The following is a 15707-nucleotide window of genomic DNA, read 5'->3' on the forward strand; positions in this document are numbered from 1 at the left end:
TGTGCAGAGTGGAAAGACACTGTTCGGAACGGTGATCAGGGACGCATGAGCGCCGGGGCCTCGTCCTCCGTGACACGGCGGGCGCGCCGGCGGACGACCACCATCGCGGCGACGGACAGCAGCAGGGCCACCGCGCCGGCGATCGGTCCGACGACGCCGGTCGCCGGGAACAGGCCGTCGCCGAGCATCCACGCGCCGAAGCCGAAGAACAGGGCGGAAGCACCGTAGCGAATGGCGTTGTCGGGAAGATGCCGGCCGAACACGGCACCGATGACGATGGCCAGCGCGTCGGCGGCGACCATGCCGACGGTGGACCCGATCCACACCCCGGCCCAGTTGTTGTCGGTCGCGAGCGTGATGGTCGCGAGCATCGTCTTGTCGCCGAGTTCGGCGAGGAAGAACGCCGAGGTCACGGCGAGGAAGGCGGAGCGCGCGACGCGTCCGGCCTTGGACTGCTCGTCGTCGTCGAGGGAGTCGCCGCGCAGCGTCCACGCGCCGAAGATCAGGAAGGCGATGCCGCCGACGATGGAGATGGCGGTCGCGGGGATCGCGACACCCAGATAGTGCCCGACAGCCACTGACACGAGGTGCACCGCGGTGGTCGCGAACAGGATCCCCGACAGGACGACCCACCAGCGATACCGCAGGGCGAAGGTCATCGCCATGAGCTGGGATTTGTCGCCGAGTTCGGCGACGAAGACGACTGCGAAGGACAGGACGAGCGCGGACCACATATGCGTTTCCTCCTTTCGTGTGGAGGAAACGGGGCTTCCTCCGGACGCCGGACGCACGGTGCGACCAGCGGCCGAAGGTCTCGCCCACCGGAGGATGATCCGGTCCGCGGGGCCGGGCAGTGCCGTTGTCGGGCGCCGCCAGTATGTCGACCCTGCGATTGGGGGCTACTCCCCTTCGCCGACGACAACGTTAGCCCGGCGAACCGAATTCTGTAAAGGCAATGCTAACTTTAGGAGAACCAAACTCTCGTTTTCAGGGCGCCCTCACGAAGCGAGCAGCATGGCCAGAATCGCGGTGTCGGGGTCGTTGCCCGGATCCACTCCCACCTTGCTGACCAGTGCCGTCACCGTGCCGTCCGGTTCGGCCTCGACCCACGCGGCGCGATGCTCGAGCCCGAGATGTGGGATCCCGGGGAGCAGCACGCAGCCCGAGGCGGCGCCGGCGTTCTCCGGCAGTGACGGCGTCGTCTCCGACGGCGGATGCAGCATGATCAGTGCCGGCGGCTGATGCTCGGCGAACCGTCCGGGCTGCACGGCACGCTCGCCGAGCACCGGACCTTCGGCGACCACGAGGCCCACGGTTCCGGGCTCGGGGTCGTCGGGCAGTTCTTCTTTGACCCCGAAGACCGTCGAGGTGGGCAGCAGTCCCGGCAGCGACGCGATCCGCACCGTCATCGCCAGCACCTGGGCCCATTCGCGGGTGGTCGCGGGCCATCTGCCCGAGACGACGAAACCTCGAAGCGACCCGGCGGACTGGAATGCGGACAGCTCGATGCGGCTGTGTTCCTCGGCGTTCATCCCACTCCTCCCTCTCGGTCGGTAAGGGGAGAATGCCCGTTTTCTTCGTTGGCACACAAGAGGTGTCGAGTGCCAGCACTGCCGCTACACCTCTTGCTATCCGCCTCGGCAATTGCTGCGGCGGATAGCGATTCCTGTAGCGGATAGGAAAGACCAGGCCCGGAGACGACGAAGGGCGCCGGTGTCCCGGCGCCCTCGCTGTCGGTCTCGCGACCTGTATGACCGATCCGTACTAGACGATCAGGCCCGAGGTGGCGGTGCGAGCGCGCTCGAAGCGAGCCTGCACGTCCGCCCAGTTGACGATGTTCCAGAAGGCCTTGACGTAGTCGGCCTTGACGTTCTGGTACTGCAGGTAGAAGGCGTGCTCCCACATGTCGAGCATGAGCAGCGGGGTCAGGCCGATCGGGATGTTGCCCTGCTGGTCGTACAGCTGGACGATGATCAGACGCTGTCCGATCGAATCCCACGCGAGGATCGACCAGCCGGAGCCCTGGATGGAGTTCGCGTTCGCGGAGAAGTGATCGCGGAACTTGTCGAACGAACCGAAGGCATCGTCGATCGCAGCAGCGAGCTCACCCTCGGGCTTGTCGCCACCCTCGGGGGAGAGGTTGTTCCAGAAGACGGAGTGGTTGGTGTGACCACCCAGGTGGAAGGCGAGGTCCTTCTCGAGCTTGGTCGCCTGGGCCGCCATGGTGCCGTTCTCGCGGGCCTCGGCCAGCTTCTCGAGAGCGGTGTTCGCACCGGCGACGTAGGTGGCGTGGTGCTTCGAATGGTGCAGCTCCATGATCTTCGCCGAGATGTGCGGCTCGAGCGCTGCGTAGTCGTAGGGCAAGTCCGGAAGTGTGTATTCAGCCACGAAGGGTCCCTTCTTCACCGGGCCGTCCGGCCCGTGCAGTTATTCCGTACCTTCTCGGGTTTCCACCCAAGTCCATAACTACACCGTCCGCAACATTCCCCGTAATGCGGACACGATCGGACCGCGACTGTGTCGGAGAGCACCCGGAACGGCCCACGCGTCCGGAAAATAGCTCTCACCAGCGCAAACAGTCGGATATCGGGACCATCGGCAACGGCTGCGTGAACGGGACCTTAACATTGGCGCGTGTTTCGGCCCTTCCTGAACGAACCGACACGCGGGGCCGATGCACCGCGTGTGGATCTGCCGGGCGTCGATGTCGTCCGGTTCGTCGCGGTCGCGGCCGTGCTCTACTCCCACATCGCCTTCTACCTGATCGACGACCTCGGGACGGGCTGGTGGGGCATCGACCTCACCTACGAGGTACTCGTCAAGGGCGCCGGCCTCAACCAGCACCTGTCGTCCGTCGGGGTGACGGCGTTCATGATGCTCACGGGCATGCTCGTCACCCGGTCCGCGATCCGGCAGGACCGCCGGAAGTTCCTCATCGCCCGGGCCGCGCGGCTCCTGCCGGCCTTCTGGGTGGCGATCCTCGCCGCGGTCGTGCTCGTGTGGCTCGGCATCAACGGCACCTTCAGCGGCCACACCACGGTGTCGGTCTCCGAGGCGTTCCTGTCCTTCTTCCTGGCTGCGTTCTTCCTGAAACCACAGGTGATCGTGCTCGGCGTGGTGTGGACGCTCGCCGCACAGATCTCGTTCTACCTGTGGTGCGTGGCGGGACGGTCGCTGCTGCGGACGGCGCCGGTGGCGGTGCCGATGCTCGGCGCCGTGCTGTGCATGCTGGTGCTCCTCTACAACCTGTACGTGCCCGAGCCGTACACGGTGCCGTTCCTGTCGAAGATCGCGTCGACGCTGCCGACCTTGTTCCTGGGGCAGATCGTGTACTTCGGCTGGGCCGGCCTGATTTCGCTGCGCGCCCTGCTGGCGGCGATGTTCGCGCAGATCGCGGTGATCGTGATGGCCACGGACATCAACGTCTACTGGTCGGGCAGCCGCTATCTGTGGACGGTGACGGTGGTCTTCGCGGCGATCGTGCTGGTCGCGCGGTACGACGGGCGCCTCGCGCGCTCGACCGTCGTCTCCTGGGTCGCGACCCGCAGCTACTGCATCTACCTGACCCACACCCTCGTGATGTACCGGATCTACGAGAACACCGTGGGCATCGTCGGCACGACCGCGGCGATCGTGCTGCTGCTGATCGGCTGCGGTCTCGTCGCCGAGGTGCTGTACCGCAGCGTCGAGGTTCCGGCTGCGCACTGGATCAAGAGCCGCTGGCTCGCGCCGAAGCAGGTCGCTTCCGACGAACGGACTGTCGCTCCGACCCGCGCGTAGCATCGGGTCATGTCCTGGTTCGACGAGATCCTCGCCCGTGCAGGTTCGAAGTCGCAGATGGTGACGCGCGAGGACGCGCTCCCCGGTCGCGCCGAACCGCTGCCCGTCCCCGAGACCCACTACGTCAACGGCAACCGCATCGTTCCCCCCTTCCCCGAGGGCCTGCAGGCCGCAGTCGTCGGCATGGGTTGCTTCTGGGGCGCCGAGAAGGAGTTCTGGCAGCTCGACGGCGTCTACTCGACCGCGGTCGGCTATTCCGGCGGCTACACCCCCAACCCCACCTACGAGGAGGTGTGTTCCGGCCGGACCGGGCACACCGAGGTGGTGCTCGTCGTCTTCGACCCGAAGGTGATCGGCTACGAGCACATCCTGCAGCAGTTCTGGGAGAACCACGACCCCACCCAGGGCATGCGGCAGGGCAACGACCACGGCACCCAGTACCGCTCGGCGATCTACACCCACGACGAGACGCAGATCGAGGTCGCCGAGGCCACGGCCGAAGCGTTCGGCAAGCGACTGGCCGACGCCGGATACGGGCAGATCACCACGGAGATCGCCCCGCTCACGCAGTTCTACTACGCGGAGGACTACCACCAGCAGTACCTCGCGAAGAATCCCAACGGCTACTGCCCCGTCCACGCCACCGGCGTGAGTTGCCCGGTGGGCCTCGGCGCCTGAGAGAGCGTCGGGCCTCAGGGTTCGACGGTGTCGCGCACCACATCTCCGCTCGCAGTGCGAGTGTGAGATGCGTTGGCGTTCCTTGAACTTCCCCGAAGGCGGACGCATTCTGGAAGAAGGGATCATTCCAGAGGGGGAAAGGGACGGCTTGCCGACATGACGACCAGAGCGGGGTATCTGCGGCGTACACGGCGAAGTCTGCGCAGGCGGGATCCGCTCGTGCGTCGCACCGACAAGCTCGAGGCGCGCTGCTTCACCCTCATGATCGCCGTGATGGCGATCATGATCCCCGTCGCGATGTGGGTGTCCGCCACCATGTGGAGCTCCCAGCTCGAACTCTCCGAGAAGCAGAACGCCGAACGTGTCAGCGTCACGGCCGTCCTCGACGCCGATGCCCTGAGCGACTCCTCCGGATGGGGCGAGACCGTGAAGATCTCCTCGGCCCCCGCGACCTGGGGTTGGGGCGACGAGACGCGTCACGCGCTCGTCCAGGTGGACAGTCTCGCGACCGCGGGCAGCGAGGTGCAGGTCTGGGTCGAGGCGAGCACCGGCGAATACACGCAGCCCCCGCTGACCACCTCCGCCGCGAAGTTCACCGCCGTGCTGTTCGGGGTGTGGTTGTGGACGTTCTCCGCCGCCGCCGCGGCCGGGCTGTTCGCCCTCGCGCACTGGCGTCTCGAGGTGCGGCGCAGCCGCGAGTGGAGCCGGGACATCGAAGCGTTCCTCGGCTCCACCAGCAGCCACTGACCCGGCTAGGACTGCAGGCACCGCCTGCGCGTCAGAGATCCGCGACGGCGGGCATGACCTCGTTCGCCACCAGTTCGAGGTGCTCGAGATCGGCGAGATCGAGGACCTGCAGGTAGATGCGCTGCGTCCCGGCCTCGGCGAAGGTGCGGATCTTTTCGATCAACTCCTGCGGCGTGCCCGCGAGTCCGTTCTCCCGCAGTTCGTCGACCTCACGGCCGATCCGTGCCGCGCGACGCGCGATCTCGTCCTCGTCCCGGCCGCAGCACAGCACGAGTGCGTTCGAGTAGGTCAGTTCCTCGGGGTCGCGTCCGGCATCCCGGCAGGCCGAGCGCACCCGCTCGAACAGGACCTTCGTCTCGTCCAGCGACTTGAACGGCACGTTGAACTCGTCGGCGTAGCGCGCCGCCAGTGCCGGCGTGCGCTTCTTGCCTGCGCCGCCCATGACGATCGGTGGGTGGGGACGCTGGTACGGCTTCGGCAGCGCCGGGGAGGTCTCGATCCGCACGTGCTCGCCCTCGTACGAGAACGTCTCGCCCTCGGGGGTGTCCCACAGGCCGGTGATGACCGCGAGGGACTCCTCGAAGCGGTCGAACCGCTCCTTCAACGTGGGGAAGGGGATGCCGTAGGCGAGGTGCTCCTCCTCGAACCAGCCGGCTCCGAATCCGAAGTCGACGCGTCCGCCGCTCATGGCGTCGACCTGCGCGACGGAGATCGCGAGCGGGCCGGGGTACCGGAAGGTCGCCGAGGTGACGAGCGTGCCGAGGCGGATCGTCGACGTGTCGCGGGCGAGACCGGCCAGCGTGATCCATGCGTCCGTCGGTCCGGGCAGGCCCTCGGCGTTCATGGCCAGGTAGTGGTCGGAGCGGAAGAACGCGCCGTAGCCGAGTCGTTCCGCGGTCTGTGCGACGGCGAGGAGGTCGTCGTAGGTGGCGCCCTGCTGGGGTTCGGTGAAGATGCGTAATTCCATGACCCGATCATTTCAGCGACGGAACCGGCGCGGGCCATCGGCGGGTGCTTGTCCACTGTGAGATGTCTCGAGCGTGATTCCCCATGCGTGGATAGGCCTGTTGATGAACCTGTGGAAACTGTGGATAACTCCAGCGGATGGGGTTGATGGGGAGTGTTGTGGAAGACCCACCTGCCCCACCTGCGGAACAGTATCGGTACGACCACACCCACATCCGTTCACGCCGCGTGCCACTATTGAGACGTGAGCTTTTCCGACGTGCCCACCGTGTCGGTCGACCTGGTACCCGAACTCGGCGACGAGGTCGTCCTCCTCGACGTCCGCGAGGACGACGAATGGGAACTCGGACACGCCCCCGGCGCGCTGCACATTCCGCTCGCCGACGTGCCCGCCCACATCGAGGAACTCGACCCCGACGCCGAGATCTACGTGATCTGCAGGCAGGGCGGCCGCTCCCTCGGAGCGGTCGAGTACCTGGCCCGCATCGGGTACGAGACCTTCCAGGTCGCGGGCGGCATGGTGGCGTGGCAGAAGCACGGACTCCCGCTCGTCTCCGAGCGCGACGAACCGGCAAAGATCTATTGATGTCGGCCTATCAGATCTGTGTGCGCTGTGAGAATCGCTGGCCGGTGACATATCAGCCGCGGCAGTGGTGCCCGGCCTGCCGCGGTGTGCTGCTCTCACCCGTCGCCCCCGACGGGACGGTTCCTCCGTCGCGCCGTAACTTCCGCTGGGTCGCGCGCCCCGCGGGTGGTGCTCCGACGACCGAACCGACGTCGCCTGCGCACGGGTGTCCGGCTCCCGAGACCCCGTCCTATCGTGAGATGCCCCGCTGGGGACTGCTCGATCCGCTCCCGGACGAGGCCGTCGAACCCGATCGCGCCGAGACCGCCGCCGACCTCGCGCCGACGCTGCTCGTCGGAACCGCCGTCGTCTTCGGTCTCGCGGCGGTCGCCGAGGCCGTCCGGTACGGAGTGTTGCTGTACAACCGCACCCGTCTCGTCGACCCGCTCGTGCTCGCGTTGTCGGATGCCGCGGTGTGGGCGACCCAGGTGGTCGGGCCGGTCGTGGCGCTGGCCGCGGCGGTCGCATCCGGATTGCGGTTGATCGACCTGCGCCGGCGCATCTACGCCGAGCGTGGTCTCGCCGAGTCGCGGTCGCCGCTGTCCATCCTCGCGGGGCTGGTCGTTCCGGGCCTCAACCTCGCGATGCCCGGTGTCTTCCTCACCGAGATCGCCGACCGCGACCCGCGGTTGCTCCGCGCGATCCGCACCTGGTGGGTGCTGTGGGTGGTCAACGGTGTGCTCATGGTGGCGCTGCTCGCGTGGCGTCAGCGCGACACCCTGCAGGCCCGCGCCGACGGCGTCCTGCTCACCGCCGTCCTCGCGGCGCTCGGGACGGTCGTCGCGCTGTCGACCCTGCACGTCCTGCGCCTGTTCGACGACGCCGACCTGTGGGGACGGCCGCTGCGCCGTCGCCGCTTCACCCACGCGGCAGGTCCGGCCTCGTCGCCGATCGCGCCCATCGTCCCCGCCGCCGTGCGCGAGCAGGAACAGGCCCGCGAAGAACAGGACGACGCTCCGGAATCGGCCGGAGAACGAGCGGACGACGAGGAGCGCGTTGAGGCGGTGGCGCCGTGACCCGCAGCGCGCATCCCCGGGTCGTCGCGCATCGCGGTGCGTCCGCCGCCCTCCCGGAACACACGATCGGCGCCTACGAGCTCGCGTTGAAGGAAGGTGCCGACGGCGTCGAATGCGACGTGCGGCTCACCCGCGACGGTCACCTCGTGTGCGTGCACGACCGCACGATCGACCGCACCTCGAACGGCACCGGTGTCGTCAGCGAGATGACCCTCGACGAGCTCGCGCAGTACGACTACGGACGCCCCGGCGAGCCCGCCGACCTGCTCACGCTGCGGCAACTGCTCGAACTCGTCATGGACTTCACGAGTGTCCCGGTGAAGGTCTTCGTCGAGACCAAGCATCCCGTCCGCTACGGCGGTCTCGTGGAGAGCAAACTGCTCGCCGAACTGGCCCGCTTCGGTCTCGCGACCCCGGCATCGGCCGATTTCTCCCGGGTGGTGGTGATGTCGTTCGCGGCGGGGGGCGTCTGGCGCATCCGCCGGGCCGCGCCGCTGCTGCCCACCGTGTTGCTGGGGGAGACCTCGCGCTACCTGCGCGGCAGTGCCGCGACCACCGTCGGCGCGACCGCTGTCGGTCCCTCGATCGCGACGCTGCGCGAGCACCGCGATCTCGTCGACCGGGCTGCGCTGTCGGGCCGGGCCACCTACTGCTGGACCGTCGACGACCCCGCCGACGTCGAACTGTGCCGCGAGCTGGGCGTCGAGTGGGTCGCCACCAACCATCCCGGGCGCACCAAGCTGCAGCTCGACGCCGCCTTCGATCGGTGAGCACCCCCACCCGGTCCCGCGACCTCGACATCGCGACACGGGTCGCCGTGTAGTTTGACGCCGTGGCCAAGAAGAGCAAGAGAAACAGCGGACCCAAGCCCGGCAGCAACCGCGCCGCGAAGCTCGAGCAGCGCCGACTCGAGCGGGAAACAGCGGCCGCCGCGACGTCCCGGCCCTTCGAAGGACTCGCCTTCGAATGCGATCTCGTGGCACTGCGCGAGTTCGTGCCGTCGGCCCTCGCGGAGCTGCCCGCGGCCGAGGACGGCCGTCGCGTCGTGGGTGCGACCATCCTCCCCGGCGGGGTAGCGGCCCTGGTCCGCGAGGAGAACGGTGAGCCGGTCGCGTACGTCGGCCTGCAGCTCGCCACCGGCTTCGGCCCGGACCCGGCGGGGGAACTGGCCGCGGCCCTGCACTGGGCGCACACGGCCGAGCCGGGCTCGTCGCTGCAGGTCGCGAGTGTCGACGACGACACCCCGCCGTTGGCCGAGCTGATCGACCCGGCAGCCGTGCCGGCGATCACCGTCCACAACGACTTCGACTGGTGGATCCCGGCCGGTGTCGAACCGAGCGCCGAGATCGCGCACACCGTCAAGCACGCGAACGAAGCCGTGCTGCCGTCCGCGCGTCTCGAAGGCGACGGTCTCCGCGGCGCGTGGTGGGTCGATCCGGGCGAGAAGGCGCACCTGCGCTGGGTGCGCCCCGAGGACGAGGACGCGCTGATGGCGGCGCTGTCGCGCGTGCACGCGGCGGGCGGTCTGCACCTCGGTGAGGGATCGCGGTTCGCTGGTTCGTTCCGCACCCACGGTCTGCTGGTGCCGGTCTTCGACCTCGACCGCGAGAAGCACCCCGACGAATGGGTCACCCCGACCATCGAGTTCGGGCAGCGCCTCGACGAGGCCCTCGCCGTGGACGAACCGCTCACCGCCGCCGAGCGCCGGTCGCGCGACGGCCTGCGCAGCCGCCAGGTCACCCTGCGCTGACCCGCTCACGACAGCACGAAGGCCACCTCCTGCGGGAGGTGGCCTTCGTCGTTCCGGGTGGGCTGTCCCCGGATGGAGGAACGATCAGATGGCACCGCCGGCGGCGAGCGGGGCATTGCCGCGCGGCTCGCGCACCTTCGAGTTGAGCTCGCGGGCCACGAAGTCCTCGAGGTTGAAGAGGTTGGAACCGGCACGGTCGGCCACGGTCAACAGGGTCGTCATCGTCGCAACCTCCTCGACCTGTTCCTGCAGGAACCACTGCATGAACTGCTCGCCGAGGTAGTCGCCCTCGTCGCGCGCGGTGCGGGCGAGCTCGACGATCTGGTCGGTGACCTTCTTCTCCTGGGCGAGGGCCAGCGCGATCGGCTCGCGGGCATCCTCGAACATCGACTGCACCGCGTCGACGCCGGTGAGGTCGACGGCCATGTCGCGGTCCAGGAAGTACTGGACGATCATCATGGCGTGGTTGCGCTCCTCGACGGCCTGCGCGTAGAAGTGCTTCGCCAGCTGCGGGAGATCGGTGTTGTCGTAGAAGACCGCGATGGCGATGTACTGATGCGACGCCGTGAACTCGTGGCGGATCTGGTCGTGCAGCAGCGTGTGGAACTTGGTCTTGGTCATGTCGCCCATCGTCGTCATGATCACGACGTTAGTGCAGGTCAACACGCTTTTCATCCAAGCCTTGGCTACCCTTGGGCAACGCAGCATCGGCTACCCTACGGAAAATTCGGACAGCCTTCCCCAAGATCGACGACGATTCGCGGCGTCCGTCAGGGGGCCGGAGCGAGCAGTTCCGGCGGGATCGGGTCGCCCTCCGAGATGGCTCCGAAGAACGGCACGGCGCGCTCACGATCCCACAGCAAGACGTTGCCGATGCCGTAGACGTCGTCGAATCCGCCCACCGGAACCGTCGTGGTGACCGTCTCGCCGCGCATCGCCCACGCGAGTCGTGCGAGGTTCCACAGGTGGTCGCCGTCGTCGACCCGCAGCGACCCGGCCGCACCCGACATCAGCGACCATGCCCGGAAGGGGTTCAGGAAGGTGCCGGGACTGGTGGCCTTGCTCAGCAGCGCCGACAGGAACAGGCGCTGGTTGTTCATCCGGTCCAGGTCGGCGAGCGGGGTGGCGCGGGTGCGCACGAAGCCCAGGGCCTGCGCTCCGTTGAGCTCCTGGCATCCCGGTTCGAGCCTGAGTCCGGCGAGGGGGTCGTCGATCGGATAGGGCACGCAGATGTCGACCCCGCCGACCGCGTCGACGATCGACGCGACCCCGCCGAAGCCGATCTCGGCGTAGTGGTCGATGTGCACGCCCGTGGCGCCCTCGACCGTCTGCACGAGCAGTTGCGGTCCGCCCAACGCGAACGACGCGTTGAGCTTGTCCTGGCCGAAGCCCGGGACGCTCACGTAGGAATCGCGGGGCAGCGAGATCATCGTCGTGGCGCCCCCACCGGGCGGGATGTGGACGAGCAGCACCGTGTCGGTGCGGTCGGCGCCGCCCTCCCCGCCGGTCGCGAGTTCCTGTTCCTGCTCGGGGGTGAGGCCCACGCGGCTGTCGGAGCCGACGAGCAGCCAGTTCGTGCCGGGGGTGTCGCCGACCCGGCCGTCGTAATCGGCGAGCGCATCGACGCGCGCGAGTGTGCCGTCGAGGTAGACCATGCTCGCGCCCATCGCGACGACGAGCACCACCAGGACGATCGCGAGTCGCCGCAGGATGCGCCGGGCACCGAGCGGGCGGCGTGGTGCCGGTCGTGAGGGCGGGCCCGGTCGTGAAGGCGGTGCCGCAGGGCGTCGCGGGGGTGCGGGCGGTGGTGTGTTCCCGCGCGGCGGGCGACGGTTCGGGGCGGGTTCGGCGATCCGTTCGGGTCGCTGCGTCGGTGCCCAGTCGCGTCGTTGCTGCGGGGGCGGTTGCTGCGGGTCCTGCCGCGGAGCGGGCCGGTAGTTCGGGGCGGGTGCCTGCGACCACGCCTGCGGTGACTGCGGTCGTCCGTCGCGCCGGAGCACCTGGGTGCCCTCGGGGGACGGCGGGGGGCCGCCGCGACGCTGTGACGGAGGAGCGCCCCGTCGCTGCGGTGGCACCTCGCGCTGCGGGTTCGGCGGTACTGCCCGCCGGGCAGGAGGGCCCTGCGGGGGAAGTCCCTGCGGAGGCCGCGGCCGGTTCCGAGGGTCGCGAGGGTCGCCGTTCACCCGGACAACTCTACGTTCAGGGCAGCCAGGAGACGTGGCCTCTCAGTGCTTGGTAGCCCACGAAGGCGATGGTGTCGATGAGCGCGTGGGCGATCACGAGCGGCCACAACCGGCCGGTGCGCTGCCAGTAGCGCCCGAAGACCAGGCCCATGACGACGTTGCCGAACCCGCCGCCGACGCCCTGGTAGAGGTGGTAGCTGCCGCGCAGCAGGGCGGAGGCGAGCAACGACGAATTCTCCGACCAGCCGAGCTGCCGCAGGCGGGTGAGGAGATAGGCGACGACCAGGATCTCCTCCGCCCCGGAGTTGGCGATCGCCCACAGCACCTCGGTGGGCAGTCGCCACCAGTAGTCCTCGAGCAGGCTCGGCGCGACCGTCAGGTTCAGGCCGGCGGCCCGCGCCACCAGGTACAGCACCAGTCCGGGGAGTCCGATCAGGGCGGCCAGCCCCAGGCCGGGCAGCAGGTCCCGGCGCAGACCGGGTCGGGCGAGGCCCGCGAGTCGCGGTCCGACACCGCTGCGCCAGAGCAGGTACAGGCCGAGGGCACCCCAGGCGAGCAGGCGCACGATGCCGAGGAGTTGGCGGGCGAGATCGATGAACCCCTGCGATGAGCGTGGCGTGTTGAGGGCGACGGTCTGATCCGACAGCGGTTCTGGTGCCAGCGCCGCCTCGGCCAGCGACAGGATCGACGAGATCCCGCTCAGGCCGAAGGTGACGAGCAGGACGATGGTGATCTCGATCCACAGCGCGCGGCGCTCGGTGGGGTCGAGGGGCGGCTCGGGGTTGCGGGATGCGGGCCGCAGCCAGTCGCGAAGGGTCGTCACCGGAGCGATTGTGCCGGACCCTGCGTGGCCGGTCCTCTCGCCGCGAAGAGGCACCCCACCGGTTCGCGGTGATGTGTCCAATTTGACAGCGGTCCATGTGACCCATCACACTTCACTTCGCCCGACCGATCGATCGCTCGGGTGCGGATAGGGGCCTTGGGAGCCGAGGGGAATCTGCGACCCGGAAGTAGGGACATGAACATCGAAACACCTGAGAAGAATTCTGTTGCAACAACTTCGGTGACTCTCGCATCGAAGAAGAAGTCTCTTCTCGCCAGCTCCGTGGGCAACATCCTCGAGTGGTACGAGTGGAGCGCCTACGCTGTGTTCGCTCCGTTCATCGCCGCAGCGATGTTCAACAGCGACAATCCGGTCTCGGCATTGCTGTCCACACTCGCGGTCTTCGCCGTCGGATTCCTGATGCGACCGCTCGGTGGCATCGTGTTCGGCCGCATCGCTGACAAGCGCGGCCGCAAGTTCGTGCTCGTCACGACCATGCTCATGATGGCTGGTGGCAGCCTCGTCATCGGGCTCATGCCCACCTACTCGTCGATCGGCGTGTGGGCGTCGGTGCTCCTGTTGCTCGCCCGCGTGGTGCAGGGCTTCGCGCACGGTGGCGAGTCGGCGACCGCCTACTCGTATGTCAGCGAGATCGCGCCGCCGCATCGCCGCGGCATGTGGGGCAGCGTCGCCTTCGTCGCGATCTTCGGCGGTTCCGTGCTCGCGTACACGATCGGCGGAGCGGTCACCTCGACGCTCTCCGAGAGCGCCGTGGGCGAGTGGGGATGGCGCGTGCCGTTCCTCCTCGGCTTCTTCCTGGCGCTGTTCGCCCTCTACCTGCGACGCAGCATGGAGGAGAGCGAGGTCTTCGACCAGCAGGAGACCCGGGTCGACGAACCGCGTATCCCTCGCAAGGTGGTCGTGCGTGCGATCCTGCTGATGATCGGCATGACCTCGGGTGTCACGGCGGCGCACTACACGTGGACCTCGTACGTCTCGACGTACGCGATCACGCAGAAGGGCATGGACGCCGACACCGCCTACTGGATGCTCGTCATCGCCCAGGTCATCGCGCTGGTCTCGCTGCCCTTCTGGGGTCTGCTCTCCGACCGGATCGGCCGGCGCCCGATGCTCGGCGGCTTCGCGGTCCTCATGTTCGCGCTGCAGATCCCGCTGACGTCGATGATCACGTCGGCCGGGTGGACGTTGCTCGTGTCGACCACTCTCGCCCTGCTCATCGTGTCGATCCCTGGTGCGATCCTGTCGTGCACCCTGTCGGAGAGCTTCCCGACCCGCCTGCGTACCCAGGCCATCGGCTTCGCCTACTCCTTCTCGGTGGCGGTCTTCGGTGGCACCGCGCCCTACCTGAATCAGCTGCTCACCGGCTGGGACATCGGCTGGGTCTTCGGGGTCTACATCATGGTGCTGTGCGTCGCGACCGGCATCGCTGCGCTGATCATGAAGGAAACGAAGGGTATCGACCTGCAGAAGGTCTGATCGTTCGGATGATCCCTGCCGCCGCGTACCGCTCAGGTGCGCGGCGGCAGTCCGTTGCGGAAGGGGCAGCCGACGAGCAGGCGCAGCGCGCGGCTCAGGGCGGCGGGATCGTCGACCGGTTCGTGGAAGGGGATCCGCACGTCGTGGTCGTCGCCTTCGGACTCGACGCGTAGCCGCAGTCCGTAGCGGTCGAGGCCCAGGGGGCGGATTCGTCCGCCGCGGTGCGCGGGCGGGATGCGTCGCGCGATCTGCCGCACGATGTCGGCGTGGTCCTCTTCGAGGTGCTGGAGCCACCCGGTCTCGAGTGCGGCGAACGGGTCGGGAGCGGCGTCGAGGACGTCGGCGACGTCGACGGCCTCGGCCCCGGTGGTGTCGGCGGCGACGACGGAGTCGAGCGTCAGGCACAGCAGTTCGGAGCGGTGTCCGACGTCGAGGAGTTCGGGATGCGGCAGGATCTCCGCGATCTCGGCGGCGACGCGGCGCGGATGCTCCACGGGACGCAGGGCGCCGCTGAGCCAGATGAGCGACCGGACCGGATTGCGCAGGGCGATCGGGGAGTGGTCGGTGAGCTCGAGCATGGCGGGGATGCCTGCGCTGCCGGACTGCCAGGCGAGTGCGACGGGGAGGCTGTCCTCGGCGACGACCACCGCGACCTGCCCGTCGTCGAGGAGATGATGAACCGAGGTGGGGAGTGGATCGCAGCCGTCGATCGCGAGCTGCGTCGTGTCGGCGCGGATGAGGGCGGTGCGTACGCGTTCGGCCGTGGTCGGCGCGGGGATGACGGATGTGGTGGTCTGCATGCCAACCCTCCTTCTCGATGTAGGTGAGGCAAACCTAAGTCATTGTGATCGCGGTCGCAAGTGGTCCGTCGGTAGCCTGGATCGGTGCCGATCCCACTTCCCCTCGGAATGCCGCCGTCCCGCGACGAGCCCCGCGGACTGCTCGACGCGCTGCTCACACACCGGCACGACAGCCTCACCGACGCCCTCGCCGCGACCGGCCGCACGCTCGCCCCGCCGATCGTCCCGGCCGCTGCCGTCACCGGATCACCCACCCTCGAACTTGTCGTCGAGCTCGACGCCTCGGCCGAACTCCCCTCGCCCGCCGGGTGGCGTCCGGTCCGGTATCAGGTCGACTGCACGGCCGAGGACCTCGAGGACGTTCTCGCGATCACCGCGCCGGCACCGCTGGTCGTCTACCCGCACGTGCCCGACGCCGCGCTCGCCGACACCGCCCGCGCGCTCACCGAGGCCGGTCACATCCCCGGCCTGACCGCAGGTCGCGGGGGCGACGCCGTCGCCGACTTCCTCTCCGTCCTCGCTCACGCCGACACCGGTTACGCCGCCCGCGCGACCGGCACCGACGACGTCGTCGCCCTACTCTCCGCCACCGTCGCGGCGCTGAGCGGTTTCGACGTCCGCGAAGCCCTCGGGACTCCCGACGTGGCCCGGCTCCGGCGACTCGTACCGGAGGCCGCCGCGGCGGTGCGGGAGATCCTGCTGGTCGTCGAGGTCGACGACACAGACGCCGTCGTCCGGGAGCTCGAGGCGCTCGACCTCACCACCGGCTGACACGGGGCCACCGCTCGGGTGCGGTTCACGCAGAGTCCGCCTTCCCGTCACGACCGATGCGTAACCTCGTA

The 15707-nt window shown here is 68.6% G+C and carries 17 protein-coding genes; 9 read left to right on the forward strand and 8 right to left on the reverse strand.

What is annotated here, in order from left to right; genetic code table 11:
• Positions 1–35: 35 nt before the first annotated feature.
• The 3 genes from IM25_RS07130 to IM25_RS07140 form a co-directional block, all read right to left on the reverse strand.
• Positions 36–734, reverse strand: a complete 699-nt coding sequence (locus IM25_RS07130; RefSeq protein ID WP_006553393.1) for a TMEM165/GDT1 family protein — start codon at positions 732–734, stop codon at positions 36–38.
• Between the two features lie 264 nt (positions 735–998).
• The gene (locus IM25_RS07135; RefSeq protein WP_024102643.1) at positions 999–1532 is read right to left on the reverse strand and encodes a hypothetical protein; all 534 of its coding nucleotides are present in this window, start codon (positions 1530–1532) and stop codon (positions 999–1001) included.
• 232 nt (positions 1533–1764) lie between these two features.
• Positions 1765–2388 (reverse strand): superoxide dismutase, encoded by a 624-nt coding sequence (locus IM25_RS07140; protein WP_006553395.1) that lies wholly within the window; start codon positions 2386–2388, stop codon positions 1765–1767.
• A gap of 297 nt (positions 2389–2685) precedes the next feature.
• Here IM25_RS07140 and IM25_RS07145 point away from each other — a divergent pair, with 297 nt between their 5' ends.
• From IM25_RS07145 to IM25_RS07155, 3 genes are all read left to right on the forward strand, one after another.
• On the forward strand, positions 2686–3780 hold the full coding sequence (locus IM25_RS07145; RefSeq protein ID WP_033097862.1) for an acyltransferase family protein: 1095 nt from the start codon (positions 2686–2688) through the stop codon (positions 3778–3780).
• Positions 3781–3789: 9 nt separating this feature from the next.
• Positions 3790–4458, forward strand: coding sequence for a peptide-methionine (S)-S-oxide reductase MsrA (gene msrA, locus IM25_RS07150; protein WP_006553397.1), 669 nt, complete (start codon positions 3790–3792; stop codon positions 4456–4458).
• A gap of 156 nt (positions 4459–4614) precedes the next feature.
• Positions 4615–5205, forward strand: a complete 591-nt coding sequence (locus IM25_RS07155) for an Rv1733c family protein (RefSeq protein WP_428692120.1) — start codon at positions 4615–4617, stop codon at positions 5203–5205.
• A 31-nt stretch (positions 5206–5236) separates the two neighbouring features.
• Here IM25_RS07155 and IM25_RS07160 read toward each other — a convergent pair whose 3' ends face one another.
• On the reverse strand, positions 5237–6172 hold the full coding sequence (locus IM25_RS07160) for an LLM class F420-dependent oxidoreductase (protein WP_065995906.1): 936 nt from the start codon (positions 6170–6172) through the stop codon (positions 5237–5239).
• A gap of 258 nt (positions 6173–6430) precedes the next feature.
• On the opposite strand from IM25_RS07160, the gene IM25_RS07165 reads away from it, so the two are divergent.
• From IM25_RS07165 to IM25_RS07180, 4 genes are all read left to right on the forward strand, one after another.
• On the forward strand, positions 6431–6757 hold the full coding sequence (locus tag IM25_RS07165; RefSeq protein ID WP_006553400.1) for a rhodanese-like domain-containing protein: 327 nt from the start codon (positions 6431–6433) through the stop codon (positions 6755–6757).
• On the forward strand, positions 6757–7812 hold the full coding sequence (locus IM25_RS07170; protein WP_006553401.1) for a DUF4328 domain-containing protein: 1056 nt from the start codon (positions 6757–6759) through the stop codon (positions 7810–7812). Before IM25_RS07165 ends, IM25_RS07170 begins: the two co-directional genes overlap by 1 nt.
• A complete protein-coding gene (locus IM25_RS07175) occupies positions 7809–8582 on the forward strand; it encodes a glycerophosphodiester phosphodiesterase (RefSeq protein WP_065995907.1) in 774 nt (257 codons plus the stop codon). The genes IM25_RS07170 and IM25_RS07175 overlap by 4 nt, the downstream gene beginning before the upstream one ends.
• Before the next feature lie 62 nt (positions 8583–8644).
• Entirely contained in the window at positions 8645–9562 is a 918-nt protein-coding gene (locus IM25_RS07180; RefSeq protein ID WP_033097860.1) for a DUF5926 family protein, read from the forward strand.
• A gap of 84 nt (positions 9563–9646) precedes the next feature.
• Here the strand turns inward: IM25_RS07180 and IM25_RS07185 are convergent, their stop codons facing one another.
• The 3 genes from IM25_RS07185 to IM25_RS07195 all read right to left on the reverse strand — a co-directional run bounded on the left by IM25_RS07185 (position 9647) and on the right by IM25_RS07195 (position 12568).
• Complete coding sequence (locus IM25_RS07185; protein ID WP_229568520.1) at positions 9647–10192, reverse strand: ferritin; 546 nt, start codon at positions 10190–10192, stop codon at positions 9647–9649.
• A 140-nt stretch (positions 10193–10332) separates the two neighbouring features.
• Positions 10333–11562 (reverse strand): LCP family protein, encoded by a 1230-nt coding sequence (locus IM25_RS07190; protein ID WP_232333452.1) that lies wholly within the window; start codon positions 11560–11562, stop codon positions 10333–10335.
• A 199-nt stretch (positions 11563–11761) separates the two neighbouring features.
• The gene (locus IM25_RS07195) at positions 11762–12568 is read right to left on the reverse strand and encodes a CPBP family intramembrane glutamic endopeptidase (protein WP_006553406.1); all 807 of its coding nucleotides are present in this window, start codon (positions 12566–12568) and stop codon (positions 11762–11764) included.
• Positions 12569–12763: 195 nt separating this feature from the next.
• On the opposite strand from IM25_RS07195, the gene IM25_RS07200 reads away from it, so the two are divergent.
• A complete protein-coding gene (locus tag IM25_RS07200) occupies positions 12764–14065 on the forward strand; it encodes an MFS transporter (protein WP_033097859.1) in 1302 nt (433 codons plus the stop codon).
• 32 nt (positions 14066–14097) lie between these two features.
• Here the strand turns inward: IM25_RS07200 and IM25_RS07205 are convergent, their stop codons facing one another.
• Positions 14098–14865 (reverse strand): DUF2470 domain-containing protein, encoded by a 768-nt coding sequence (locus IM25_RS07205; RefSeq protein ID WP_033097858.1) that lies wholly within the window; start codon positions 14863–14865, stop codon positions 14098–14100.
• Between the two features lie 108 nt (positions 14866–14973).
• On the opposite strand from IM25_RS07205, the gene IM25_RS07210 reads away from it, so the two are divergent.
• The gene (locus tag IM25_RS07210; protein ID WP_033097857.1) at positions 14974–15636 is read left to right on the forward strand and encodes a hypothetical protein; all 663 of its coding nucleotides are present in this window, start codon (positions 14974–14976) and stop codon (positions 15634–15636) included.
• Positions 15637–15707: the final 71 nt, after the last annotated feature.

Origin of the sequence: Rhodococcus sp. p52 (assembly GCF_000763325.2) — a bacterium.
Taxonomy (GTDB): Bacteria; Actinomycetota; Actinomycetes; order Mycobacteriales; family Mycobacteriaceae; genus Rhodococcus; species Rhodococcus pyridinivorans.